Origin of the sequence: Pseudomonas sp. BF-R-01 (genome assembly GCF_019946615.1) — a bacterium.
Classification (GTDB): domain Bacteria; phylum Pseudomonadota; class Gammaproteobacteria; order Pseudomonadales; family Pseudomonadaceae; genus Aquipseudomonas; species Aquipseudomonas migulae.
Window position 1 is genome coordinate 266,058 of record NZ_JAGYFX010000001.1, and the last position, 24,688, is coordinate 290,745.

Annotated in this window: 22 protein-coding genes and 3 pseudogenes; 10 read left to right on the plus strand and 15 right to left on the minus strand. The window is 59.6% G+C overall.

The genetic code is table 11. The annotated features are described in order from the left end of the window. Positions 1–489 precede the first annotated feature (489 nt). The 8 genes from KGB27_RS01305 to KGB27_RS01340 all read left to right on the plus strand — a co-directional run bounded on the left by KGB27_RS01305 (position 490) and on the right by KGB27_RS01340 (position 10,868). Positions 490–2,124 carry an acyl-CoA synthetase gene (locus KGB27_RS01305; RefSeq protein ID WP_223552629.1) on the plus strand — a complete coding sequence of 545 codons (1,635 nt, stop codon included), beginning with the start codon at positions 490–492 and terminating at the stop codon, positions 2,122–2,124. Between the two features lie 58 nt (positions 2,125–2,182). Then, complete coding sequence (locus KGB27_RS01310) at positions 2,183–2,347, plus strand: hypothetical protein (RefSeq protein ID WP_223552632.1); 165 nt, start codon at positions 2,183–2,185, stop codon at positions 2,345–2,347. 17 nt (positions 2,348–2,364) lie between these two features. Further along, complete coding sequence (locus KGB27_RS01315) at positions 2,365–3,168, plus strand: alpha/beta fold hydrolase (protein ID WP_223510776.1); 804 nt, start codon at positions 2,365–2,367, stop codon at positions 3,166–3,168. A 356-nt stretch (positions 3,169–3,524) separates the two neighbouring features. Beyond that, the gene (locus tag KGB27_RS01320) at positions 3,525–4,949 is read left to right on the plus strand and encodes a coniferyl aldehyde dehydrogenase (RefSeq protein ID WP_223531721.1); all 1,425 of its coding nucleotides are present in this window, start codon (positions 3,525–3,527) and stop codon (positions 4,947–4,949) included. 130 nt (positions 4,950–5,079) lie between these two features. Beyond that, positions 5,080–6,243, plus strand: a complete 1,164-nt coding sequence (locus KGB27_RS01325; protein WP_223552634.1) for a zinc-binding dehydrogenase — start codon at positions 5,080–5,082, stop codon at positions 6,241–6,243. Continuing rightward, complete coding sequence (locus KGB27_RS01330) at positions 6,240–7,670, plus strand: SRPBCC family protein (protein ID WP_223552645.1); 1,431 nt, start codon at positions 6,240–6,242, stop codon at positions 7,668–7,670. The genes KGB27_RS01325 and KGB27_RS01330 overlap by 4 nt, the downstream gene beginning before the upstream one ends. 158 nt (positions 7,671–7,828) lie before the next feature. Then, positions 7,829–9,649: a carboxypeptidase regulatory-like domain-containing protein gene (locus KGB27_RS01335; RefSeq protein ID WP_223531726.1), complete on the plus strand. Its 1,821-nt coding sequence runs from the start codon at positions 7,829–7,831 to the stop codon at positions 9,647–9,649. A 418-nt stretch (positions 9,650–10,067) separates the two neighbouring features. Beyond that, a complete protein-coding gene (locus KGB27_RS01340) occupies positions 10,068–10,868 on the plus strand; it encodes a 3-hydroxyacyl-CoA dehydrogenase family protein (RefSeq protein ID WP_223552647.1) in 801 nt (266 codons plus the stop codon). Between the two features lie 10 nt (positions 10,869–10,878). On the opposite strand, the gene KGB27_RS31375 is transcribed toward KGB27_RS01340, so the two are convergent. The 7 genes and pseudogenes from KGB27_RS31375 to KGB27_RS01375 all read right to left on the minus strand — a co-directional run bounded on the left by KGB27_RS31375 (position 10,879) and on the right by KGB27_RS01375 (position 15,104). Beyond that, positions 10,879–11,730, minus strand: coding sequence for an enoyl-CoA hydratase-related protein (locus KGB27_RS31375; protein WP_263290011.1), 852 nt, complete (start codon positions 11,728–11,730; stop codon positions 10,879–10,881). Continuing rightward, entirely contained in the window at positions 11,654–11,812 is a 159-nt protein-coding gene (locus tag KGB27_RS31495; protein ID WP_411736691.1) for an enoyl-CoA hydratase/isomerase family protein, read from the minus strand. The genes KGB27_RS31375 and KGB27_RS31495 overlap by 77 nt, the downstream gene beginning before the upstream one ends. 164 nt (positions 11,813–11,976) lie before the next feature. After that, complete coding sequence (locus tag KGB27_RS01355; RefSeq protein ID WP_223531731.1) at positions 11,977–12,201, minus strand: OsmC family protein; 225 nt, start codon at positions 12,199–12,201, stop codon at positions 11,977–11,979. A gap of 370 nt (positions 12,202–12,571) precedes the next feature. After that, positions 12,572–12,940 (minus strand): hypothetical protein, encoded by a 369-nt coding sequence (locus tag KGB27_RS01360; RefSeq protein ID WP_223531733.1) that lies wholly within the window; start codon positions 12,938–12,940, stop codon positions 12,572–12,574. 47 nt (positions 12,941–12,987) lie between these two features. Next, positions 12,988–13,248 (minus strand): DUF6957 family protein, encoded by a 261-nt coding sequence (locus KGB27_RS01365; RefSeq protein ID WP_223531735.1) that lies wholly within the window; start codon positions 13,246–13,248, stop codon positions 12,988–12,990. Positions 13,249–13,460: 212 nt separating this feature from the next. After that, positions 13,461–13,808, minus strand: a pseudogene (locus KGB27_RS01370) (aconitase family protein); the annotation flags it as partial. Between the two features lie 396 nt (positions 13,809–14,204). After that, positions 14,205–15,104, minus strand: coding sequence for a fatty acid desaturase family protein (locus KGB27_RS01375; protein WP_223552652.1), 900 nt, complete (start codon positions 15,102–15,104; stop codon positions 14,205–14,207). Positions 15,105–15,247: 143 nt separating this feature from the next. Between KGB27_RS01375 and KGB27_RS01380 the strand changes: the two genes are divergently transcribed. Further along, complete coding sequence (locus KGB27_RS01380) at positions 15,248–16,270, plus strand: AraC family transcriptional regulator (RefSeq protein ID WP_223552657.1); 1,023 nt, start codon at positions 15,248–15,250, stop codon at positions 16,268–16,270. Positions 16,271–16,766: 496 nt separating this feature from the next. Here the strand turns inward: KGB27_RS01380 and KGB27_RS01385 are convergent. Next, positions 16,767–17,045: pseudogene (locus KGB27_RS01385) on the minus strand (ABC transporter permease subunit); the annotation flags it as partial. On the opposite strand from KGB27_RS01385, the pseudogene KGB27_RS01390 reads away from it, so the two are divergent. Next, a pseudogene (locus tag KGB27_RS01390) lies at positions 17,025–17,150 on the plus strand (rhizopine-binding protein); the annotation flags it as partial. The pseudogenes KGB27_RS01385 and KGB27_RS01390 sit on opposite strands and share 21 nt — an antisense overlap. 68 nt (positions 17,151–17,218) lie before the next feature. Here KGB27_RS01390 and KGB27_RS01395 read toward each other — a convergent pair. The 7 genes from KGB27_RS01395 to KGB27_RS01425 form a co-directional block, all read right to left on the minus strand. Beyond that, positions 17,219–17,620: an ExbD/TolR family protein gene (locus tag KGB27_RS01395; RefSeq protein ID WP_223552659.1), complete on the minus strand. Its 402-nt coding sequence runs from the start codon at positions 17,618–17,620 to the stop codon at positions 17,219–17,221. Position 17,621: 1 nt separating this feature from the next. Continuing rightward, positions 17,622–18,347: a MotA/TolQ/ExbB proton channel family protein gene (locus KGB27_RS01400; RefSeq protein ID WP_223552662.1), complete on the minus strand. Its 726-nt coding sequence runs from the start codon at positions 18,345–18,347 to the stop codon at positions 17,622–17,624. Positions 18,348–18,431: 84 nt separating this feature from the next. Then, positions 18,432–19,220: an energy transducer TonB gene (locus KGB27_RS01405; RefSeq protein WP_223552665.1), complete on the minus strand. Its 789-nt coding sequence runs from the start codon at positions 19,218–19,220 to the stop codon at positions 18,432–18,434. Between the two features lie 135 nt (positions 19,221–19,355). After that, positions 19,356–20,360: an aldo/keto reductase gene (locus KGB27_RS01410; protein WP_223552674.1), complete on the minus strand. Its 1,005-nt coding sequence runs from the start codon at positions 20,358–20,360 to the stop codon at positions 19,356–19,358. After that, positions 20,357–21,430 carry an ABC transporter substrate-binding protein gene (locus KGB27_RS01415; protein ID WP_223552677.1) on the minus strand — a complete coding sequence of 358 codons (1,074 nt, stop codon included), beginning with the start codon at positions 21,428–21,430 and terminating at the stop codon, positions 20,357–20,359. The genes KGB27_RS01410 and KGB27_RS01415 overlap by 4 nt, the downstream gene beginning before the upstream one ends. Next, the gene (locus tag KGB27_RS01420) at positions 21,427–22,251 is read right to left on the minus strand and encodes a TauD/TfdA family dioxygenase (protein WP_223552685.1); all 825 of its coding nucleotides are present in this window, start codon (positions 22,249–22,251) and stop codon (positions 21,427–21,429) included. Before KGB27_RS01420 ends, KGB27_RS01415 begins: the two co-directional genes overlap by 4 nt. Before the next feature lie 24 nt (positions 22,252–22,275). Further along, the gene (locus KGB27_RS01425) at positions 22,276–24,474 is read right to left on the minus strand and encodes a TonB-dependent receptor (protein WP_223552688.1); all 2,199 of its coding nucleotides are present in this window, start codon (positions 24,472–24,474) and stop codon (positions 22,276–22,278) included. Between the last annotated feature and the right edge of the window lie 214 nt (positions 24,475–24,688).

Genomic DNA, 24,688 nt, shown 5'->3' on the forward strand with positions numbered 1-24,688 from the left:
CTCAAGTGCTGTTCTCACGGTTGACGGAGTGCGGTCTCCAGCTGGCTACGGTGCGCCGCTGGCGGTTCTTATTGTCGGACCATTCTGTATCCGTTTCCGCCGGCTGGCGATGCTGCCGGCACGCGATGCGATCTTTTCATTTGGCCATTGCCGACGAACAGAAGTCCAGACGTTCTTTGCGCCGAGTCTGATCGGATTCCGACGCCCCCCCATCGAGGGGGGCGGAGCCGCGGTCCGGGCGGCCTATGGTGGCAGCGTGGAAGGGTATGGCGGACTGCTGCTCCCCCTCCGCGCCAATTGCACAGGTATCTGGAGACCCCATGAACGCTCGAATCCTGGCAGCACCCCTTGCTGGCATCCCGCCTGACCTGCAGCGGCCTGCGCTGAACGTGCCGCTTGGTGAAGTAAACCCAGTGCTTCGATCATTCGCCAGGATGGCGAGATTGATGCCATTTCAGTGAACAACGCAGTACTTGAGGAGTGTGTCGTATGAGTCCGTATCGCGTAGGGCTGGACAAGCAACCGGCCAACCACATGGCGTTGAGCCCGCTGACGTTCATCGAGCGTTCGGCTTACATCTATCCGCAGCGTCCGGCGGTGATTCACGGTCGACGTCGATATACCTGGGCCGAGACCTATGCGCGCTGTCGTCGACTGGCGTCGTCGCTGGCGGACGCCGGTGTGGGGCAAGAGGACACGGTGGCCGTGATGCTGGCCAACACCCCGGAAATGTATGAGTGCCACTTCGGCGTGCCGATGTGCGGGGCTGTGCTCAACACCCTCAACACCCGCCTGGATGCCGAAGCCATCGCCTTCATGCTCGAGCATGGCGAGGCCAAGGTGTTGATCACCGACCGCGAGTTCGCCCCGATCATCCGGGCGGCATTGCCCAGGGTCAGCCATGACATCCTGGTCATCGATGTCTGCGACAGCGAATACGACGGTCCCGGCGAACCGCTCGGCAGCTACGAGTACGAGGCGTTCATCGCCAGTGGCGACCCGCAGTTCGCCTGGTCGTTGCCGGGCGATGAGTGGGACGCGATTAGCCTGAACTACACCTCGGGCACCACCGGCAATCCCAAGGGCGTGGTCTACCACCACCGCGGCGCCTACCTCAGTGCGCTGTCCAACATCGTCACCTGGGGCATGCCGCCGCATGCGACTTACCTGTGGACGGTGCCAATGTTCCACTGCAATGGCTGGTGCTTCACCTGGGCCCTGGCGGCCAATGCCGGCACCAACGTGTGCCTGCGCAAGGTCGACGCCCAACTGATCTTCCAGGCCATCCGCGAGCACCGGGTCAGCCACTATGGCGGCGCACCTATCGTGCAGTCGCTACTGATCAATGCGCCGACTGAATGGCGCGAGGGTATCAGTCATCGGGTGTCGGCGATAACCGGAGGTTCCCCGCCGCCGATGGCGATGGTCGAGGGTATGAAGCAGTTGGGCTTCGACCTGACCCATGGCTACGGCCTCACCGAAACCTATGGTATGTCTACGGTATGTGCCAAACACCCGGAGTGGGATGCGTTGCCACTTGAGGAGCAGGCTCGTCTCGGCGCGCGTCAGGGCGTGCGCAGCATCTGCCAGGAAGGCATCAGCGTGCGCGATTCCGAGACCATGGAGGAAGTCCCCCATGACGGCGAGACCGTGGGCGAGATCATGCACCGCGGCAACCTGATAATGAAGGGCTACCTGAAAAACCCGCGCGCCACCGAGGAGTCCTTCGTTGGTGGCTGGTACCACAGCGGCGACCTGGCGGTGGTAGAGCCGGATGGTTACGTGAAGATCAAGGATCGCAGCAAGGACATCATCATCTCCGGGGGCGAGAACATCAGCTCGATCGAGGTCGAGGACGTGCTCTACCGCCACCCGTCCGTGCTGGCCGCCGCTGTGGTCGCCACTCCCGACGAGCGCTGGGGCGAGGTGCCCTGTGCCTTCCTCGAACTGCGCGATGGCCATGCGCCCAGTGCGCACGAGCTGAGCGCGTTCTGCCGCGAACGCCTGGCCCGCTTCAAGGTGCCCAAGCAGTTCGTCTTCGGCCCTTTGCCCAAGACCTCGACCGGCAAGATTCAGAAATTCGTCCTGCGCGAGCAGGCGCGTTCGGTGTTGGCCATCGACTGAGACCCGCCATGGCCTCACGCCCCACCCCAGACCATTTCTAAGAAAGAGGAATAGCCCCATGCACACAGATACAGTCTCCACCGTGGTGATCACCGGCGCCTCCTCGGGCGAGATGGCCGACAAGCGCGTGAAGTCGGGCGTGGTATCGGCCTTCCCGTGGGCGCTGGTGCGTCCCTTCCTCGGCCACCTGCCTGAGCGTCTGGCCAACGCCCCGGGAAATTGAACGAGATGGACTATCCGATGCGCAGACTGCAGATCAACGGCCTGGAAATGAACGTGCTGATTGCCGGCGAAGGTCCACCGGTGCTGCTGGTGCATGGTTTTCCCGACACCCATGCAGTCTGGCGCAAGCAGATCCCCATGCTGGTCGCGGCCGGCTACCAGGTGATCGCCCCGGATACCCGCGGCTGCGGCGAGTCGCAGATGCCGAGCCGGGTCGCCGACTACCACCGCGACCTGCTGGTGGCGGACCTGCGTGCGCTGCTCGATGCCCTCGGCATTGAGCGGGTGCGCCTGGTCGGCCACGATTGGGGTGCGATGCAGGGATGGTTTTTTACCCTGACCCATCCTGAGCGGGTGGAGCGCTACATTACCCTGTCGGTTGGCCATCCGGCGGCCTATGGCAGCGGCGGCTTGGCACAGAAACTCAAGGGCTGGTACGTGTTGATGTTCCAGCTGCGCGGCTTTCCCGAGTGGCTGCTGAAGGCCGGCTTCTGGTGGTTATTCCGCAGGGTCACCGACTTTCCCGAGGAGTTTGGCCACTGGCGGCAGGCCCTGACGCGGCCGGGGCGCCTCACGGCCGGCATCAACTATTACCGTGCCAACCCCGGCGTGATCCTGCCGCACGCCTGGCCCAAGGCTCGGGTGCCGGTGTGCGGCATCTACAGCAGCGGCGACCGCTTCCTGACCGAAGGGCAGATGCGCGACACCGCGCGCCATGTGGACGGCCCTTTTCGCTACGAGTGCATCGACGGCGCCAACCACTGGCTGCAGCTGCACGCGCCGGAAAAACTCAATCCACTGCTACTCGACTGCCTGCGTTGAGCAAGGAATTCACATGCACACCTATCGTTTCGAACTGACCCTGACGGCGCCGCTGCTCGCCTCCTCGTCTTATCCCAGTGGCACACGCCGGGCAGCAAGCTCGGCGCCGACGAGATCGACGGTTACATGAGTCGCCTAGAGCAGAACCTGCCCTGGCCAGCGCAGGAGCAGGGCAATCTGATCCCGCCCATGCTCAGTTGGGCGCTGGCCTGCTGATCCTGTTCCTGGCTGTGGCCTGGGTCCGCGCGCTGCGTCGCAGTCGCAGCTGAACCATGGCTGGCGGCGAAGCTACGCGAGAGCTGCCGGCTGTCGCGGAGCCTCCCCATATGATTCCCCCCTTATTCGGAGTTCCTCTCATGTCGATTGAACAAGTCGGGCCGGCCGTCGAGCAGATGCGCCAGGTCTTCGCCAGCCAGCGGGCCGCCTTCGCCCGCGAGCGCTATCCGTCGTACCCGGTGCGCCGGGCCAACCTGCAGGCACTCAAGGCGGTGGTGCTGGACAATGCCGATGCGATCGCCGCAGCCATCGCCGCCGACTTCGGCCACCGCTCCAGCCACGAGAGCAAGCTGCTCGACATCTTTGGCCTGGTGAGCGAAATCAACCACGCGCTCAGATGCCTAAAACAGTGGATGAAGCCGCACAAGCGCGGGGTCGGTCTGTGGTTCCAGCCTGGGCGTGCTGCTCTGCTGGCGCAGCCGCTCGGGGTGATCGGTATTGCGGCGCCTTGGAACTATCCGCTGTACCTGACCCTGGGGCCGCTGTGTGGTGCGTTGGCTGCCGGCAATCGCGCCATGATCAAGATCGCCAGCGACTCCAGCCATTACGGGGCGTTGCTCGCGCGCTTGTTGGGCGAGCGGTTCGCGGAAGATCTGGTGGCAGTGATCCAGCCGGGACCCGGGATCAACGACCAGTTCTCCCGCCTGCCGTTCGATCACCTGATCTTCACCGGCTCGCCGGGCGTCGGACGGCAGATCATGCGCAACTGCAGTGAGAACCTCACCCCCGTGACTCTGGAACTTGGCGGCAAGTCGCCGACCCTGGTGGCGCCAGGCTATTCGCTGCAGCGCGCCGCCGAGACCATCCTATGGGGCAAGTGCCTGAATTCCGGGCAAACCTGTGTCGCGCCGGATTACCTGTTCCTGCCCGAGGGTAGCGAGCAGCAGTTCATCGAGCAGGCGCGGAGCGCCGTGGCACGTTACTACCCGGGGCCGCTTGGCAGCAACCCGGATTACAGCTGCATGATCAATGCCCGGCAACTGGCCCGAGTCGAGGCTCTGCTCGCCGATGCCCACGACAAGGGCGCGCAAGTCGTGGCGCTGGCTGATGCCGAGGAGGCGCGCCGCGCCGGTAAGCTGGCACCGCACCTGGTGCTGAATGTGCGCGACGACATGCAGATCATGCAGGAGGAAATCTTTGGCCCGCTGCTGCCGGTGCTCGCTTATCGCGAGCTGGAGCAAGCCCTGGACTACATCAATGCGCATGAGCGACCGCTGGCCCTGTACATCTTCGACGAGGACGAGGCGCGGGTTGAGCAGGTGCTGAGGAAGACTCTATCAGGAGGCGTCTCGGTGAACACCGTGATGCTTCACGTGCTACAGGAAAACCTGCCGTTCGGCGGTGTCGGCAACTCGGGGCTGGGGCATTACCACGCGCAGGAGGGGTTCCAGACCTTCAGCAAGATGCGGCCAATCTTCTACCAGGCCCGTTTCAATGGCAGCTTCCTGCTCAAACCCCCCTATGGGCGTCTCACCGAGGGTCTGCTGCGCCTGCTGCTGCGCTGAACCGGCCGGCTCAGCGCTGGCCTGCTGTTCCTGGCCGCGGCCTGGGTCCGCGCCCTGCGCACTAACTTACATTGGCCGCTGCGGCAGCCGCTGCCCGGCCCCACCCCATCCAACATTCCGGAGGTAGCGGATGAAAGCTGTTGTTTGCCAGAACACCGAATTGCAGGTCGTCGAGTTGCCGGAGCCGGTACCCGCCAAGGGTCAGGCACTGGTCAAGGTGCTGCGCTGCGGCATTTGTGGCTCGGACCTGCACATGCGCCACCACTGCGACGAGTTCAAGGCCGTGGTGGATAAGGTCGGCTTCGCCAAGGTATTGCCGTCCAGCAGCGATCCGGTGGTGTTCGGCCATGAACTATGTGCCGAGGTGCTGGAGTACGGCGCCGGGTGCAACAAGAAACTCAAGCCCGGTACCCGGGTGGTGGCCCAGCCGATCCTGCGTATCGGGGCTGCGATCCACCTGGCCGGCCTGTCGCCGCTGGCCACCGGCGGCTACGCCGAGCGCATGCTGTTGCAGGAGTCGGCGCTGGTGCCGGTGCCCAATGGCCTGTCGGCCGAGATGGCGGCCCTGACCGAGCCGATGGCGGTGGCGTGGCATGCGGTACGCCGCAGCGAAATCCAGCGCAAGGACGTGGCCATCATCATCGGTTGCGGGCCGGTGGGCCTGGCGTTGATCTGCCTGCTCAAGGCGCGGGGCGTGGCGCGCGTGGTGGCCAGCGACTTCTCCGCCGGGCGGCGTGCCCTGGCGCAGCGGTGCGGGGCCGATGTGCTGATCGATCCGCGCGAGGGCTCGCCCTACGCCGAGCGTCCCGGCGAGGATTTCATCCGCGATCTGCCCAGCTTGCTGGAACTCTCGTTGGGCACCCGCGAGAAGCTCGGCAAGCTGCCGGTGCCCTGGCACATCGCCTGGCGCCTGGCCGAGAAGCTTGGTGTCGGGGCGCCGAAGCGTCCGGTGATCTTCGAGTGCGTCGGCCTGCCCGGGCTGCTGCAGCAGATCATCGATGGCGCGCCGCTGCTGTCGCGGGTGATGGTGGTCGGTGTGTGCATGCAGGTCGACCGTTACGAGCCGGCCCTGGCGATCCACAAGGAGATCGACCTGCGCTTCGTCTTCGGCCATTCGCCGCTGGAATACCGCGACACCCTGCACATGATCGCCGAGGGCAAGGTCGACTGTGCGCCCATGATCACCGGCACCGTCGGCCTGGACGGGGTCGCCAACGCGTTCGACGCCCTCAAGGATCCGGAGCAGCACGCGAAGATCCTGATCGACCCGCAAAGCGCGGTGGCCCTGCTATGAACAGCACGACGACCTTGAACGCACGTTCGCCCTTGCCCCTGCCGTTGAACCAGATCGCCTTCAGCGTGGTCGATCTGCGCCGCACCGAAGCCTGGTGGTGCGACGGTCTGGGCTTCCTCCCGGCTGGCGGCAGCCGCCTGATGATGCGCGGCCCGCTGAGCGCCACCATCGTCGACCTGCCCGGCGCGGCGATGACCTGCTGGTGCCTGGTCGGCCGCAACGACTGGTGTCAGCTGGAACTGTTCCAATACGAGCGGCCGATGGCGCGCCTGATGCCGGCCGATCGCCAGCCCAACGACATCGGCTATAGCCGCATGGGCGTCTGGGTGGCCGATTTCGACCTGGCGCTGGCCCGTCTGGCCGAGCTCGGTACCCAGCCGTTGACGGCGCCGCTCGGTGCAGCCGGTGCGCGCCGCGTCTGCGTGCGCAATCCCGACGGGGTCTATGTCGAGTTGCTGGAGCAGGATCCACTACCCGAGGAGAACCTTCGTGGTCGCCAGGACTGCCCGGTGGCGATCCGTTACGTGAGCATGACCACCCCGGATCTGGCCGCCTCCAGCGCGTTCGTCGGCAGCGGCCTGGGCGTGCCCGAGCACGACCTGCAGCTGCACGACGACGCCCATGAAGCGCTGTGGGGACTGGCGGACGCCGGCGCCAGGCGCCGGGTATTCGGCGGGCCGACCCTGTTGCTGGAGATCGTCGAGTATGGCCGCGACCCGGGGCGGTGCCGCGAGGCGGGCTACCGGATCAACGACCAGGGCATCCTAAACATCTGTTTTGGCGATCCGCGCAACCGCCATGGCGTCAACGCCATGCACCAGCGGGCGCTGGCCGCGGGCGCCAAGGCGAACTGCCGGCCGATCCATCTGCCGCTGGCCGGTTGCGTCTACGTCAACGATCCGCTGGGGTTTTCCTACGAGTTCATGTGGGCCCGCCCGGGCAGAGGGCATCGTGACTTCGGCTTCCTGCCGCTGCCGCGCGAGCGGCGCCCGCTCGCCGACAACCAGGCCTGCGCCGCGAGCATCGAAATCGCCACCGCGCCGGAGCGGGTCTTCGCCCTGCTCAGCGACCACCGGGAACTGGGACGCTGGGCGGGTCTGGGGCAGTGCCGCCTGGTCAAGCAGGGGGCCGGCGAGGTCAACGGCTATGGTGCCGAACGGGTGCTGGACTCGCCATTTGGCGCCATTCACGAACAGATCACCGAGTTCAGTCCGAACCGGGGCTATCGCTATCGCGTGCTCCAGGGTTCGCCGGTGTATTGCCATCAAGGCGAAGTGCGCCTGACCCCCTGCGGCGGCGGCACCCGCGTCGACTGGCAGATCCGCTTCCGTTCGCGCATCCCCGGCCTGGGTGTGCCCCTGCGTTATCTGCTCGAACACAAGCTCAATACTGCGCTCGCGGGCCTGCGCCGCCAGCTGACGAACTGAGCATGGCCCCCTGGCCATCCCATGAATCTGGAGAAAAACAGCATGCATATCCTGAAATCCATCAGCAAATACATCGTCTTGAGCATTGTCATGCCCGTGGTGATCGTCGCCGCGCTGCACTTCTACTTCTATCACTTCGGTTGAGCGAGATGCCTCCCATGAAATCAGCCTACTCCCTCGGTCTGCTCACCCTGCTATTCGGTGCCAGCGCCAGCGCCGCCACCCTCAGCGGCCACGTCATGACCGACGACGGCAAAGCGGTCGCCGGCAGCATGGTAACCGTCTGGAACGAAGCGCGTAACCGCAAGGAAACCGTCTACAGCGACGCCGACGGTCGCTACTCGCTGGAAACCGGCTTCGCCGGCAAGCTACAGGTGCGCACGCGCACCCCCTATTTCAAGGATATCGTGCAGCCGCTGGAACTGGCCGCTGCCGATCGGCAGCGCCTGGATTTTCGCGTGGCCAAGATCGCCTCGGCCGAGGAGCTGTCCAACAGCCTGACCGCCTCGGCGCATGCCGCGACCCTGCCGTTCCCGGATGCGTCGACCAAGGAAGCCTTCATTTCCCAGTGCAGCTTCTGCCACCAGCAGGGCAACGCACTCACTCGCACGCCGCGCAGCGAGGAGCAGTGGGGGGGGACAATCAGTCGCATGGAAGGTTATCTGGCGACGTTGACCTATGGCGAGAAAAAGAGCATCGCCAAGATGTTCGCCGAGGGCTACGACGGCAAGCCGATCAAGGCGATCCAGAGCCACGAATTCAGCCCCGAACTGGCCAAGGCGCGCGTCGAGGAGTGGCATGCGGCCACGCCCCTGTCCTTCCTGCACGACACCATGGTGCTGGCAGACGACAAGCTGATGGGCATCGACGAAGGCCGCGACGAGGTGTACATCCTCGATCGCCAGAGCGGGCAGATCGACACCTACCAGATGCCGGTGACCGACGAGGTCAAGGGCGGCAACTTCCGCGGCATGCAGATGCCGATCGGCATCTTCACCGGTAAGCACGGCCCGCACAGCGGCGCGCAGATCTCCGACGGGCGCATCTTCTTCACCGGCGCGCTGTCGAGCAACCTGATCATGTTCAACCCGGCGACCAAGGCCTGGAAGCTCTACCCGATCCCGCAGGGCTTCCTCTGGCGCAAGGGCCTGTATTCGCACACCATCCGCGTCGACAATGATGACAATGTCTGGTTCACCGTGCTGATCTCCAACACGGTGATGAAGTTCGACACCAAGACCGAGCAATTCACTGAAATCGAAACCCCGCACAATGGCGTGCTGCGCTGGATCACCGACACCTTCATCGGCGTCGTGCTGAAGATCTCCGCTTGGTTCCCCGAGCAGAATTTCCACCTGGCGCTGTCGCACCACAAGTGGCTCAACGGCGGCCGCAACGTGTTCAACTGGCCCTACGGCATTGATATCAATCCGCTCGATGGCGGCGTCTGGTACAGCAAGGTACTGGCCAACAAGATCGGCCACATCGACCCCGTCACCCATGAGGTCACCGAGTACGACGTGCCGCACAAGGGCCCACGCCGCCTGCGCTTCGGGCCGGATGGCAGCCTGTGGATTCCGTCTTTCGACGAGGGCTACCTGATGCGCTTCGACACCCAGAGCAAGACCTTCGAGAGCATCGCGCTGCCTCTGCTGGCGGCGAACGAGTACGAGATCCCCTATGCGCTGAACGTCGACAAGCACGGCGACGTGTGGATCGCCACCAACAATACCGATCGGGTGATGCGCTATATCCCGGCGCAGAAGAAGTTCATCGCCTACCCGATGCCCAACCGGGTGATCTGGTTCCGTGACTTCGAGTTCACCCAGGATGGCCGCGTGTGCACCTCCAACTCCAACCTGCCGGCCTATGCCCACGAGGACGGCCTGCCTGCCTTCGTCTGCATCCAGCCGGACGTCGCCGATACCGACACCTTGCAGCCGGCGCATCAGCATGCGGCGGTGATGGCGACCAAGTAAGTGCGCTGTACCGGGCGCTGCTCTGCGCCCGGCAGGCCTAAACCGGCGAAGCCAGCGCGGCGCTGAAATGGCTGCCGCGCATAACGGCAGGGGCGAAACCCTCGCCTCCGGCGTTATACCGATTGGGGAGAGAGACCATGTGAATTGCAGTAATCCAAGCGCCGTCAATAAAAAATCTATTACGATTTTTACTCATATATGCCTCACTCAAGCATTAATTAACTGATTGACCTACCTAGATCGCACCTAGGAATCTCAATCCTATAAGGGTACAGCAATAAAAATTTGCTATATAGGCCAGCGATTATGCAGAACACGACAAACAAGCTGGAGCTGCTTGGCGTTCGCACAGGCTTCGCTTAAGATTACTAATAAGAGTTACTCATATATCACGACAGAGCACAATAAGAAGCCAATGATGAATAACCTACTGCCTTTAGCTTTTATGCTTAGAGATGTCGAACAGCCATCGAAAAACCTTTGTATTCCCGCTGAGGCTACAGAATCTTTTACCGAGGCACTGGGATTTGACACTCACCTACCGATCCGTTACCGCACTAATATCGTTCAAGGTCTATTTGAATCTTTAAATCGGGAAGCCCATCGTTTAGTCCTAGAGGGCGCAAGGCCTGCAGACGTGGACAGTATCATAGAGATCTCGAAATCTAATATGGGGATATTAGCGTCTAATGATCATTACGGTATAGATTTGCTTTTTTGGGAGCGCATAAAAAATCGCAAACAGCATAACACCGACCCTAGCTACTTTGCACTTGGCAAAGAACTATCTATTTTAGGCAGGTATGGAAAAAAATCAGGAAGAGGATTTTATATGTATGAAAACTCATCAAAAAAACCAGACCCTGAACTTTCATTAATAGCAGCGATGCTTGCCAAAGAAACAGACATCATCTATCGGCCTCACATCACTGAGCAAGAAATTTTAGAGCGCCTCCTAACAACCTTAATAATCGAAGGTGCAAACTTAATAAAAGAATTTCCAGGTGTGACTTTTCAAGACATTGATCACGTCTACTCTCAAGAGTTTAAGTTGCCACTGCAGCATAAAACCCCGATGCAAAGTGCAACCTCGCCTGGCTCAGAATTTATTTTAGATAAAATAGATCATTATCAACACACGCTAGGTGCTCATGGAAAAAAATGGTTTACCTGCCCACCTCTATTAAAAAATCTAATAAACTTATCAACGAAAACGTAATGACCCACATTTAACCACCAGTAATGCTCATGAAGCGAATCACTTGAACGCCGTGAGCGCATTCTAAACTATGTGCAGCCTGCTTTAACTTCACTGCATCGACAATTATTGATCTCATCGCGTCGCGACTGTAACTAGTATCACGTAATATTTTCTTAAGATCAATTGCGTTATTTTGCCCAAGGCAGAGAACAAGCTTACCGTCCGCCATCACTCTAACTCTATTGCACGCACTACAAAAATTATGGCTATGGGGCGATATAAAGCCTATGCGACTATCATACCCCCTTACGCTATAATATTTTGAAGATCCTCCAGTGCGCCTTGCTACTGGCATCAAATATAAATTGTCACTCAAACGCTCAAGCACTTCATCGCTGGTTACTAGCGCTCTACTACGATCATGACTATCCACTATTCCTAACGGCATTTCCTCAATAAAATTAATATCCAAACCTCGACTTAATGCGTAAATAGCTAGATCGTACACCTCATCACTATTGACCCCACTTTGAATAACACTATTAATATTAAGCCGCTTGAAGCCTGCCGCTATTGCCGACTCGATGCCTTCAAGAACCTTTTCCAACCTAAGCGCAACAGATGGCGTAGAGCAGAAAATCCCCAAATTTATACCTGAAACCCTAAAGCGGGTACCAAATGTCGCAACTGCCAAGTCACAACTCGCTACGAGCTGGCAGCCTGCCGCAGTTGCAACTCCTTGTACTCGGGCAACTACGGGCACAGATAACGACTGAATTTTTACCATTACATCACTGCATAAACTAAATAAGTTCTGGTAAAAAAACGATATTTTGGTTTTGCTGCATTTCGCGCAAATCGTGACCTGCGCAAAATGCATCTCCTTTAGCGGCTAAGATGACACAGTGAATGCTGGAGTCGGATGCGATTAAATCTAACCGTTCTTTCAGTACACTTAGCATTTCTTCCGATAGCGCGTTGTACGGTTGCGGCCTGTTAAGCCATAACGTCACAACGTCACAACGTCGTTTCGACGCTCGTGCAAGACTATATCATCTACATTAGACATGGATCATCACCTTTATACCTGCGCATATTTTCAACTATCTGCGCAGGCCAGTTTTATTCACTCAGGAGTAATTACCCACCGTAATTTTCGCTTTATGGAGTTCCCTATGAAGTATTTTTTGTGTGCTCCTGCATGTATACGAGCAATAGCGCTTTCATCGGTTTTTTCTCCAGAAAATACTATTTTTGGATAAAGCTCAATCAGGGTAATTTCCAACCCGCCGCCGTCAGTTTTCTCAAGGTAGCCCACAGGAGTGTCGCTATAGGACTCGGTGAGAATCACTGTTGCTCAGCGATTGCCAGAAAAAAAGCATGTGACAGCTAGCTGCGGCAGTGACCATCAGCTGCTCTGGATCCGCACATAACGCATCGCCTTTGTATTCAACCGCAGCAGAAATATTAAATTTCTGTTGTCCTTCAAACCGACCAACATGATTACGTGAGTAGGTAGAAGCGTCATCCGCATGGGTATGTTTTCCCAGTTAACTTCAGCAACATGTTCAGACATAATTCCTTGTCAAACCTCATAATTAATTGCAATACATGTCAAACACAATAGCCAGATATATGAATTTAATTGCTTACGAACATCCAACGAAGCACAGGACAGAGCCGACCAAATTATGGGCAGCGAATTGTGGTTTCAGAGCTCCTTAACTGAAACCACAGATGCACTCGCCGGCGCGCAGAAACTTCAGAAAACTCCGCCGTCCGACATCCCGCATAAAGCTGCCAATGACGTAATTGCCGTCTCGAGTTTCAAGCAGCCAGAAACGCCCTTCTTTCCGTGTGCAGTGTATTTTTTCGGTTCGAAGGATAGAGCCATCTGCTTTGCCGTATGCCTCGTTTCGTTCGGAGTGCTCAAAAGAAATACCTACGCACGAATCCTCAGCGATGAAAGCGTTACTGATGAAAGCTGTAATCGGTACGGAGTATTTTCTATGGCTTGCTCTCACCAAGCGACCCAGCTGAAAGTCACTCACATCCTTACCGTGGATTTCCACTGCAATTTCTTCAGGCATCCGGCCAAATCTCCAAAATGACTCACTATGTGTTTGTGGCGTCATGCTCACCCAGCGGACATCGAAAACGCGGCAGCCACGCTAGCCTCTTTTTTTTGGCCTGCCCCTGAGAGCAAGTAGACGGTATTTTTGGTTTCAAACATGCAGCCTTCGGTGAAGGACACTCCAAAATTGCTGCGCACCCACATACTTGGTTGAAAGCGCCCTCTGCTGTCCAGGACTACTTCATGAGCGAATTGCGTCGCGGGAAGCAGACAGAGCTTCGTAAGCTTTTCCTTTTCATCAGGTGTCACGGTGAGGTCGATCAAAATCCATTTCCGAACGACGCAGGATGCTTTGCCTGGGGAACAACCTTGCAGCCAAAGCAATCAGGTTGTTCACAACGATGCCGAATTGACCCTCGTGCCGACGCCAGCCTGCCCCATCGCCTAATCGGCACAAATCCAGCATAGGCAATGGTTCGAGAGGAGTCGGGCTGGGTCAGCTCGGCAGGTGGGTCAGTTTTCAATCAGCGCCAACACCCGGCTTTCGAACGTGCAACGGAACTGAGATTAAGTGTCACGACACGGTTGCATTCGGCATCGGCAAGACTGTCATGCCAGAGACCTTGTGCACGTGCGTAAGCCTCCGTCAGGCCCGAGATTTGACCACCACGCCCTGTCATACGGAGGTAGTGCAGCGTACGATCATCAATTGCGAACATGGCTGCTGTCGCACCGAATTCCGGGGCCATGTTCGACAAGGTTCCACGGTCTGCCAGCGACAGCTGGGGTACACCCGGGCCGAAGAACTCCAGGAAGGAACCAATCACACCTGCTTTACGAAGCTGCTCAGTCAGAGCGCGCGCGATGTCGGTAGCGAGATAGCCTTGAGGCAATGTGTGTTGGCGCTGATGCGATTTTGACCCAATCCGTCGGAATCATTGCCCCATACGAATACTCAGCAATCGATGGCCCTGCATGGGATTTAAGAGGCTGCACATGGGGCAGCTAAAATCAGCAGCCTGGGTCAAAATCGCATCAGCGCCAACACCCAGACCCACTGCTACGGGTCAGCGCTGCCGCTGGGGATAAGCCAAAAGCAGGCACGGTTGCCCATCAAAGATGGCAATACGCCGCCTCGGCGCGATTAGGCAGTGATAATGAAATACAAGTGCTGGGAATTGATTTGTCCGCAGCGGGTTGCGGCAACTCAATGTTTCTTTTTTACCTCCCGTTTCAACAATCGCACACTCATATTTCCGAAGGTTGTGTCGCAGCCCCTGTTACTCAGGACGCCGTGCGGCTTCGACATTGCGTCGATTGAAGGTGCCGATCATTGGTGTACCGTGAGCACGCATGATTGGCTCGATACGACGATGCAATGCATGGTAGCGATAGAACGGCACCCGCGGGAACAGATGGTGCACGGAGTGCAGGTTCTGGCCGAGCCAGAACCACTCCAACAGTTTCATCCATCCGGGCATGATCAGGCTGTTGGTGTTCCGGTAACGAGTGGATTCCTTGTACGGCACGTGAGGGCGATATGCGAACCAGTACGCGACGAAGTATCCGCCAGCCAAGTAGCCGAACACCAGCAGCGCCCAGGTATGTTCTCGCTCAATGAGAGTAATGAGCGCGCCCCGCCAGCCGATCGCGAACAGCACTTCCGCAATATAGGCTACCTTTACCCGCCGCGGAGCGGTCGGCCAATAGTCGCGGAACAAGAAGGTGTTCTGGATCCACAGAAAGCGAAATCCGCAAACCAAGAAGGCGAGAAATCCACCGCTCATGCCGTTAACGACGTAGTCTGGATCCTTGTCCGGCTGGTTGGTGTAACGATGATGCGTGAAATGCTCGACCTTGTGAGTAGAGAACGGCACCATCATCAAAGGCGCTACTAGGTACCCACAAAGATCATTGAGCCACTGCAGTCGATTATGATCACCATGAATGTTTCCATGCACGGCCTCATGCAGAGGTGTATAGGATATGTATGTGACGACGGCATAGATCAGTGTTGCAGTTGTCAGCGACAACTGGCCTATCGCGAACAGGTAAAAGTTCCCAATAAGCGATGTCCACACCAATAGCACCAGTACTATCGTCGGCCAGGCTAGTTCAGTGGTGTATTCGCGGGCCGTGGCGACGGCCTGTTTATTCAGCGCGTTGAGATCCGGATCCATGGTCGTCCTCCCGGGACGTTCTTGTTGTTTGTTGGTTACGCAACCTTAGCGGGTAGTCGTGTACCCTTAGTAGGATATGGGGAGCCTTTTGCCATGCATTTCTGGCCAGGCCGTATCACACCGTTGTGTCAGAAGATTCCGGCATGGGCATACCAAAGTACGCGAGCTTTAAGCACCCCGTCGCCATCAGTCAGGTGATGGTGAATTTCGCTGCGCGCTACGGCGTCGATGCACAGACCTGCCTGCTAGGTACCGGCATCATCGAAGCTCAGCTGCGGGACGCGGACGCCCTGATCGCACGCGAGCAGGAGATGCGCCTGATTGAAAACCTGATGCTCGCTTTGCCGGACATTCCCGCACTTGGCTTCGAACTTGGCCTGCGGTACAACGTTGCGACTTTCGGCATCTGGGGATTTGCGCTGCGAACCAGTCGCAATGTGCGCGAGGCCATTCAGTGCGCGCTGCGCTATCTGCCGCTTAGCACGGCGTACTGCCGATTGGAGATCTTCTGCGATCAGCACGAATACGGCACTAGCGTCGACGCCTCAGCGATCCCGCACCACCTGCGGCAGTTCCTGCTGGAGCGAGATATGGCGACAGGCATCCGACTGTTCGACGAGCTCGCGTTGTCGGGGTTGCACGTGCTGCGGCTCGAATTTCAGGGCAGGCCGCCGGCGCACGCGGACCGGATCGAAGCACTCAGCGGCATCGCGCCACACTATGGATGCTCGCGCAACGCCATCGTGCTGCGTCGGCAAGATGCGGAGTTGCCTCTGCCGATGTACGACGTACATCTGGTCCGGCTATTGGAAGAGCAGTGCCGCGCGCAACTGGAGAGACGGCAAGTCGGCGGCATCACCGGCCAGGTCCGAAAACTTCTCTTGGGGGCAACGGGGCTGGCAGCCTCCCTCGAAGATGTTGCGAATCAGCTGGCTATGGCTCCGCGCAGCCTGCATCGCAGGCTGACAGAGGAAGGCACTACTTTCCGCAAACTCGTCGAGGCGGAGCGTAAACAACTCGCTGGGCAACTGTTGGAAAATACTGAGATGAAGCAGGAAGATCTAGCGTTTCAGCTTGGCTACGGTGATTCTACAGCCTTCGCGCGTGCGTTCCGGCGCTGGTTTGGACAGTCACCGAACGAGTATCGGAAAATCTCAAAGCGGTGAGCGCAAATCGTACCACCGACTATCGAACTTGCGACGAAGCTCTGCCCGATCAATGAAAACTGTCATGGCGGGGGCGGATTCCGTAAGGGGGTATACCACTCGCGGGGGAACCTCTAAACACACGGTGCGTCTGGACAAGCCGTCCCGGTGAAGTACCGTCAGCTGCTAGCTGTGACTACTCGGCAGATGAGATGCGACAGGCATTCGCGGCCGCAGTGAAGGGAGCGGCTGCACAAAAGCGGGAGGCGTTCAACGCGCACCTCCCTGAACTCTTTGCCCGCAACCTTAGTCATCGCGCCGTGGTTGCATTCAACCGAGACCTCACAAAGCCAACTAGCTTTCGCGCCATCCGTCTATGCCCGCATGTCTCTATCAAGGCGTGCGGCGGCCTGGGATAAAACGCAGAGAACGACCTCCCAGCGGTCAGCGGCAATCCAATTGGGAACCCGCGTCTCACGCATAGGCTTGGACGAATAGCTCCACGGCGGTGCTGACAGAACAGATTCACGCCGATGGTAAGAGTGCCGATGGCCAGCGCCGGAATCACGATGGCTGGCGCGCCCTGATTGAGACTGCCGACGTTTTCCCGTACCAGCGAACCAAGGTCTGCATCCGGTGGTTGTACGCCGAGGCCGAGGAAGCTCATGCCACTGAGCAGCAGCACGATGAAACCGAAGCGCAGCCCCAGATCCGTCAGCACCGGGTTGAGCATGTTCGGCAGGATTTCCACGCAAGCGATGTACAGCCGACGCTCGCCACGGGTGCTGACCACGCGGCCATCAAGATGATCAAAGGGGAGCCTGTCGAGACGGATGTCCGGGAGCCATTTCAACTGATCACGCCGGATCAGGTAGCGATGTTTGAGCAACATTATAATTAGCGTCAAACGCCAGACACTGACGCCGCGTTCCCGGCAACGGATCAGCGGCGTTCGGAAAGCCTGATTTCCTATTTCGCTGTTATCACCGACAACTTGGTGTTCCCCGCTCGCTCGATTGACGCCATGGCCCTGGCCACTTCACCATAGTTCACCCCGTTGTCCGCCTGCAGTTGCACACGCACGTCGGGATTTTTCGCTTTGGCCGCTTGTAGGTTGAACTCGAGCAGATCCGCCTGAATCTCGTCTTTGTTGATGAACACCTTGCCCTTGTCATCGATGCTCACCACCAGCGGATCTTTCTGTTCCACCGGTGTCACCGCTTCGGTCTTCGGCAGGTTGATCGGAATCGCGTTCGTCAGCAGCGGCGCGGTGACGATGAACACCACCAGTAGCACCAGCATTACGTCCACCAGCGGCGTCACGTTGATCTCGCTCAGCACTTCGTCACTGTCTTGCGTGGAAAAGGCCATCTCAGGAGGCCTCCTTCACGTGTTGCCCGGTCGAGGTGGCGCCGGTTTTTTTCTGCACTGGCTGCAGCAGCACGCGGAACGAATGTTTCTGCGCCAGGCTGTAGAAGTCATGGGCGAAGTCGTCAAGGTCCGCCGCGGTCAGTTTCAGGCGCCGCAGGAAGTAGTTGTAAACCAGCACCGCCGGCACCGCGACGGCGATGCCGACGCCGGTGGCGACCAACGCCGCGCCGATCGGCCCGGCCACGGTTTCCAGGCTCGCCGAACCGGCGGCGCTGATGCCTTTCAAGGCCGACATGATACCCCAGACCGTACCGAACAGGCCGATGAAGGGCGAGGTGCTGCCGATACTGGCGAGGATCGCCAGGCCGCTTTCCAGCAAGCGACGTTCACGCACGATCTGCTGACGCAAGGCCCGTTCAAGGCGGTCCTGATGGTTGATCGCCTGGCTGAGGTCGGTGGCCTGCGCGCCGTCCGGGACCTGAATCTCGGCGTAACCGGCCAGGGCCACGCGCGCGGCGGCACCGGGTTGGCTGTGCGCCAGTTCGGCGGCGGAATCCAGGCTCGACGCGGCCCAGAACTGTTTGTGGAAACGGCGGTCCAGGGTCTTCAGGCGGGTGAACTGCACGCCCTTGAGCAAGGCCAGGCCCCAGGTCGCCACGGAGAAGATGATCAGCAGCCAGATGACCGCGTGTTCGATGGATTCGAAAGGGGAAGCGATGAGGTTCATGGTGAGGCTCTCCAGCAAGGCATTGATCAGTTGTAGCGATGCGCCTTTTGTCAGGTGGCCCGCGGTATCACATGAGGAATTGAGTTACTTGATCTTGAAGTCGATCGGCACGTTGACCCAGCCGTCCTGGGCGACATCGCCCTGTTTGGCCGGGACGAAACTCCAGCGCTTCACCGCGGCCAGCGCCGCGTCGTCGAGCTGATCGCGACCGCTGCTTTTCTGCAGTTGAATCTCACCGGGTTTGCCGCTGGCGAGCACATGCACGCGCAACAACACCGTGCCTTCCCAGCCGCGCCGCATCGCCAGCGACGGGTATTCCGGCGCCGGGTTCTTCAAATAGCCGGCGCTGGCAGAGGCCGGCGTTACCGATTTTGGTGCCGGTGGCGCGGGTGGCGCTGGGGCGGCGACCGGTTGTGGCGGAGCCGGTGGCGCAGGCGGTTGTTCCACCGATTTGGCGACCGACTTGACCACAGGCTTGGGTTTTGGAATCGGTTTGGGCGGTGGCGGCTTGACGGCCAGTTCATCCTCCACCGGCGGTGGTGGCTCGACCACCGGCTGCACAATCGGCTCGGGCTGTGGCGGTTCCACCACCGGGGGCGCCGGCTGGGAGAACTCGATGGTCATCGGCGGCACCACCGGCAGTGCCAGCGGTGGATTCTGGTTGACCCAGACGATCACCGCGCCATGCAGCACCAGCGCGAACACCCCAAGCAGCACGCCCTCGCGCCGACTCAGCACGCGCTTGGGTGTGCTGTGCAGCCGCGACAACGCAAGGGGCTCAAGGAAGGGACGGCCAAGACCAAGTACTTCTCCTCCATGTAGAGGGCACCGGAAAACCTCTAGGGCACTGGTAGTGCTCTGGACATTGCCCATGTAATTACTCCTGTAAATCGTCGCATCGGTGCTCTGCAGCGATGGTGAAATGAAGAACGAGCGAAACTGCACGGCACCAAACAGCGCCTTGCTTAACTCTTTTCGAAGGCAATGCGCGCAGACCTGGTGGACCTATCAGGTATCGGCCAATTGCTCTAACTCCTCTGCAGTGAATTCCAGATTGGTTAGGGCTTGCAGGTTTTCCATCAATTGCTCAGGTGTGCTGACACCCACCAGCACCGAGGTGATCCGCGGGTCACGCAGCGTCCAGGAAAGTGCCAGTTGCGAGAGAGTTTGCCCGCGCCGAGCCGCCACGTTCTCAAAGGACTGAATACGCGCGTGCAGACTGTCGTTCAACACTTGCTCCGGCAAATAGTGGCTGCCCTTGCCAATACGCGAGTCCGCCGGGATACCTAGGGCGTACTTGCCCGAGAGCAATCCCTGAGCCAGCGGTGAGAAGCTGATCACCCCGGCCCCTCGATCCTGCGCACCTTGCAGCACGCCGTTAGTTTCAATCGACCGATCCAGCAAGTTGTACAGCGGCTGCTGGAGCACCAGCGGCACTTGGCGCGCGTTCAACAGCGCGGCAATTTCATCCGCCTGCTCTGCCGAGTAAGAAGAGATGCCGATGTACAGGGCCTTGCCCTGGCGCACCACGCAGGCCAATGCTTCAGCGGTTTCTTCTAGCGGCGTATCGGGGTCGAAGCGGTGGGAGTAGAAGACGTCAACGTAATCCAGGCTCAGCCGAGCCAGGCTGTGGTCGAGGCTGGCGATCAGGTATTTGCGTGAGCTGCCGCCCTGCCCGTAAGGTCCGGGCCACATGTCCCAGCCGGCCTTGGTGGAAATGATCAACTCATCGCGATGGGCACCGAAGTCCTGACGTAACAACCGCCCCAAATTGCTTTCGGCACTGCCGTAGGGCACGCCGTAGTTGTTGGCGAGGTCGAAATGGGTGATGCCGTGATCGAACGCGGTACGCAAAATGTCGCGCTGGCGCGCCAGCGGTGTGTCGTCGCCAAAGTTGTGCCAGAGCCCGAGTGACAGTGCTGGCAACAACAAGCCGCTGCGACCGGCGCGACGGTAATCACGACCCTGATAGCGTTGCGGGTCGGCGGTGTAAGAGGTGTGCGGTTGACTCATTGCGCGGTGTCCTTGGTGATCGTCCAGCGATACTCGCTCGCCGGTTTCCAGGCATCGCTGAGCTGGGTTTGCTGCAGTGCCTGTTGAAGAATGGAAGGTTCAACCCACTGGTCCACATCGAACGGCTTGCGGATCAGTCGGGCATCCGTGGCCAGCTGCACGTCCTTGCGCAGCACACTTAGGTAGTGCTCGTCCAGCAAGGGCGAATAGATAAAACCCAGATCGCCACCGGCCAGCGCCTCGGTCAGCACCGCTGCCGGGTAAGCCGACTGTTCGACGCTGAGGTCGATCTGCGCCTGGCGATTTTTTTCCTGCGAGAGCCAATCCAGTGCTTGGGCAACCACCTCGACCAACCGGAGTGCGGCTTTCGGATGGGCGTCAATAAACGCCTGAGTCACTACCAATCCGCCCTGCCCCGCGCCCTTGCCATTAAGCTGCTGACTACCCAACGGGATTTCGATCAACCCCTTCTGCTTCAGCGCAAACAGCCGCGCCGGCGCCCAGCTGGCATCGATCTGGCGAGCTGCCAGAGCTGCATTTACCGCGTTGAAGTCGAGATTGATCAGCTTGACGTCACGTTCTTGCAAACCGGCGCTGGCCAGGACGTCGATCAAGGCGAGATGGTCGGCGGTGCCGCGTAAAATGCCGACGCGCTTGCCCTTCAGGTCTTCGATTCGCTGAATGCCGGAGCCGGGAACCACGCCGAGGTAGCCGTTGGTGGCGCGGCCCGTTGCCATTAACAGTCGGGTCTGCAAGCCACTGGCACGCCCGATGATCGAGGCCAGGTCACCGAGAAACGCCACATCCAGTTGGCCGTTGGACATGGCTTCGTTGATCAGTGGGCCGGCACCCTTGAAGAAGTGCCACTGCACTTTGATGCCATCGGCGGCAAAGGCGTCTTCGAGCATGTGCCGGGTGTACAGGACATCTGCCACCGGGCCACCGCTGACTTTCGCCCCAGCGCTCAGGTCCGGGCCGGCGATGCGAATGGTCAGATCCTCCGCTTGTGCCAGCGCCATGAACGCCGTCAATGGCACAGCCAGCCAATATTTCAATCCACGCAACTTCATACAGGTCTTGCCTCTTCCAATACCGCCGCACGCCGCACCCGACGGCGCGCCGGAAAGTAGTCGGCCACCGCCAGGTGCTGCGTGCTGCGGTTATCCCAAATCGCCACGGTATTTTGCTTCCAGCGCCAACGCATCTGAAATTCCGGAATTTGCAGATGCTGCAGCAGCAACGCCAACAGATGTTCGGACTCCAGCCGCGACAAGCCGGCAATGTGCGTGGTAAAGGCGCGATTGACATAAATCGACTTGTTGCCCGACACCGGATGTGTGCGGATCACCGGGTGCACGGTGGGTCGCGGCATCACCCGCCGCAGGCTTTCCAGCCCTTCGATGTCCAGTGCGGCATCCGGACTCCTCGCGTTGCAGAAGTCATGCACCGCTCTCAACCCACCGAACACTTCCTGCAACGGTGCCGACAGCGCGCGATAGGCGGCCTCGGTGTCGATCCACAGGGTATCGCCGCCGACTTCGGGAATTTCCTCGGCGTACAGAATGCCCAGCTTCAACGGGCGCTCGGCGAAGGTCACGTCGGCGTGCCAGGTGTCGTTGGCACCCTTGCGCTTGTCGTCGTAGGCGAAGACCACCAGTTCGCGCACCGCAGGGTCGGCGTCGAACACCGGGTGCACGTGCAGTTCGCCCAGGCGCTCGGCAAAGGCCTTTTGTTGCGCGGCGCTCCAGTGCTGGTCTTCGAAGAACAGCACTTTATGCGCCACCAGGGCCGATTCGATCTGCGCCAGGGTCTCGTCGTTGACAGAGGCCAGGTCGATACCGCTGACTCGGGCTCCGAGCAGCGGGTTCACACGTTCCAGGGTCAAGCTCATGGTTTTTCTCCAGCCTTGGGAGGGTCAGAAATCTTTGCGCAGTTGCACGCCGAAGTAGCGCTCATCGTCTCGAGGAACGACACGCGTAGTACTGGCACCCGACGACAGCACGGGGGAATAGGATTTGTCGGCCAGATTTTTGCCGACGAGCGCTACGCGCCAACCGGCGTTGTCATCCGCCAGAGCCACGCTGGCGCCCCACAGGCCGAAAGCGCCCTGCACGCTGTTGGGGTTCTGGTCGAGGCTGTATTGAACCTCGCCCTGCCAGCTGTAATCGGTGCCTAGCTCCACGTCCCAACCGTTGTCCAGCGGGATGGTGTAGTCCGCCCGCACGTAGCTTTTCCAGTCCGGCGTAAAGGGCAACGGTTTGCCGTTGATGTTGCAGCTTGCAGCGGCGCCCGCCGGGCATTCGAAGGCGTCGATACGCGCCCGGGTGTAGGCCAGCGCGCCGGAAATTTTCAGGCGCTGGGTCGCCTGCAACGCGTAGTCCAGTTCCACGCCTTCACTGGTCACCGAGCCGGCGTTGATCAGGCGGGTCACCACCGAAGTGCCGACCACGTCGAAAAAGTTGGCCTGGTAGTTGTCGTATTTGGAATGGAACACCGCCAGGTTGGCGGTCAGGCGATTGTTCCAGGCGCTGCTCTTGAGACCCAGCTCATAGGTGTCGGAGGTTTCCGGATCGAGCGGTTCGAGGTCCACTGCTTGCATGTTGAAGTAGACGTTGTAGGCCGGCCCTTTATAGCCCCGTGAGTAGGTGACGTAAGAGGTCAGGTTGTCGTTGATGTCGTATTGCAGGCCGAGGCGCCCGGACACACCCGAGTCGTCATGGGCCCCCTTGCTGGCGAAGGATGGGCGCACGGAATTGACTTCGACGCGTGAGGTGGAGACGCGTCGATGGGCGTATTCGATCTCGTCCAACGTCCAGCGCAGGCCGAAGATCCCGCGCAGGTCGTCACGGAAGTTCAGGGTCGTTTCGCCAAATACCGCGTAGCTGTTGTTGGTGGCGCTGTAGTCGGCGCGGCCGCTGTTGGGCACCGAATTGTTGACGGACAGACGCCGATAGGTTTCTTCGGACTTGCCATGGAACAGGTAAGTCCCAAGCACGTATTCGGCGAACTGGCCCTTGGGCGAGGTCAGGCGAAACTCCTGGCTGAACTGGTCATAGTCGACCTCACCTTTGTCGTGCACGGCGGTAATGGGCAAGGCAGCCAGGTAGTCGTTGTCCTGGTATTGGGTGTTGTCCCATCCGCGCCAGGCGCTGATCGAGGTCAAGGTGTAGTCGGCCAGCGACCAGTCCGCCTGCAGCGACAAGCCACGGTTGGTGTCTTCGACGTAGGTCTTGTAGTCACTCTTGATCTTGCGGTTATCGTCGCCCGGCACCACTGGCGATATCGCCGCCGCCACTGCGGCGCTGGGTTTGACCAGCACCGACGGCGTATCGTTTTCGCCGTCACTGTAATCGCCGATCAAGGTGAACTTGAAGTCGTCCTGGGGTTGGAACTGCAACTTGCCGCGCACACCTTTGCGCTCATACCCATTGGTGTCGTGACCATTGACGACGTTTTCGACGTTGCCGTCGTACTCGCCGAACGAGGTCGTGAGCGAGCCCTTGAGCGTGTCGTTCAAGCGCCCGCCGAGGCCGAAGCGGACACGGTTTTCGTTGCCGCCGCCGAAGTGCGAGTAATCGACGAAGCCGTGGGTCTCGTCCTGTATGTCGCGGGTGACGATGTTGAGCACGCCGGCCGAAGCGTTCTTGCCAAACAGCGTGCCCTGAGGGCCACGCAACACTTCAATGCGGTCCACATCCAGCAGGTCTAGGGTCGATTGGCCCGGACGGGCGTAGACCACCCCGTCGATCACCGTCGCGACACTCGGCTCCACGCCAGGCGAAGTGGAAATGGTGCCGATGCCCCGCACGAACAGCGAGCTGTCCTTGTTCGAAGCGCTGGTGCGGTAGTTCAGCGTCGGAATCTGCTGAACGATCGATCCGACACTGTTGCGGTTGTCCCGCTCCAGTTGCTCGCCGTCCACCACCGTGACGGCCACCGGGACCTTTTGCAGCGACTCTTCACGGCGTGTAGCGGTGACCGTCACCGACTTGAGCGTCGGCGCGACCTGGCTACCTTTTTCGGCGGCCGGCTCGTCGCTCTGGGCATATGCGCTGGGCAGGCATAACAGCCCGAGCAAGGCGCCTCGATGGAGGGTGGTGGTGATTGGCTTCATTGATCTGATCCCCGGGTGTTTTTTATGGCAGCCGCTTCCGACACTCGCCGACGCTAGAGGCGTGCGGTCGGTGTTGTGGCTTCCCGTGATCGGGTCAGGTCGTAAGGTGGCAAGGCACGGTGGTGAGCGGGAGCACAGTTGCTTCCGCTGGACGCTGTTTTAGCAGCGGGGCCCGCCGGCTGTACAAGCCGAAAATCTCATGCCCCTCATGCAT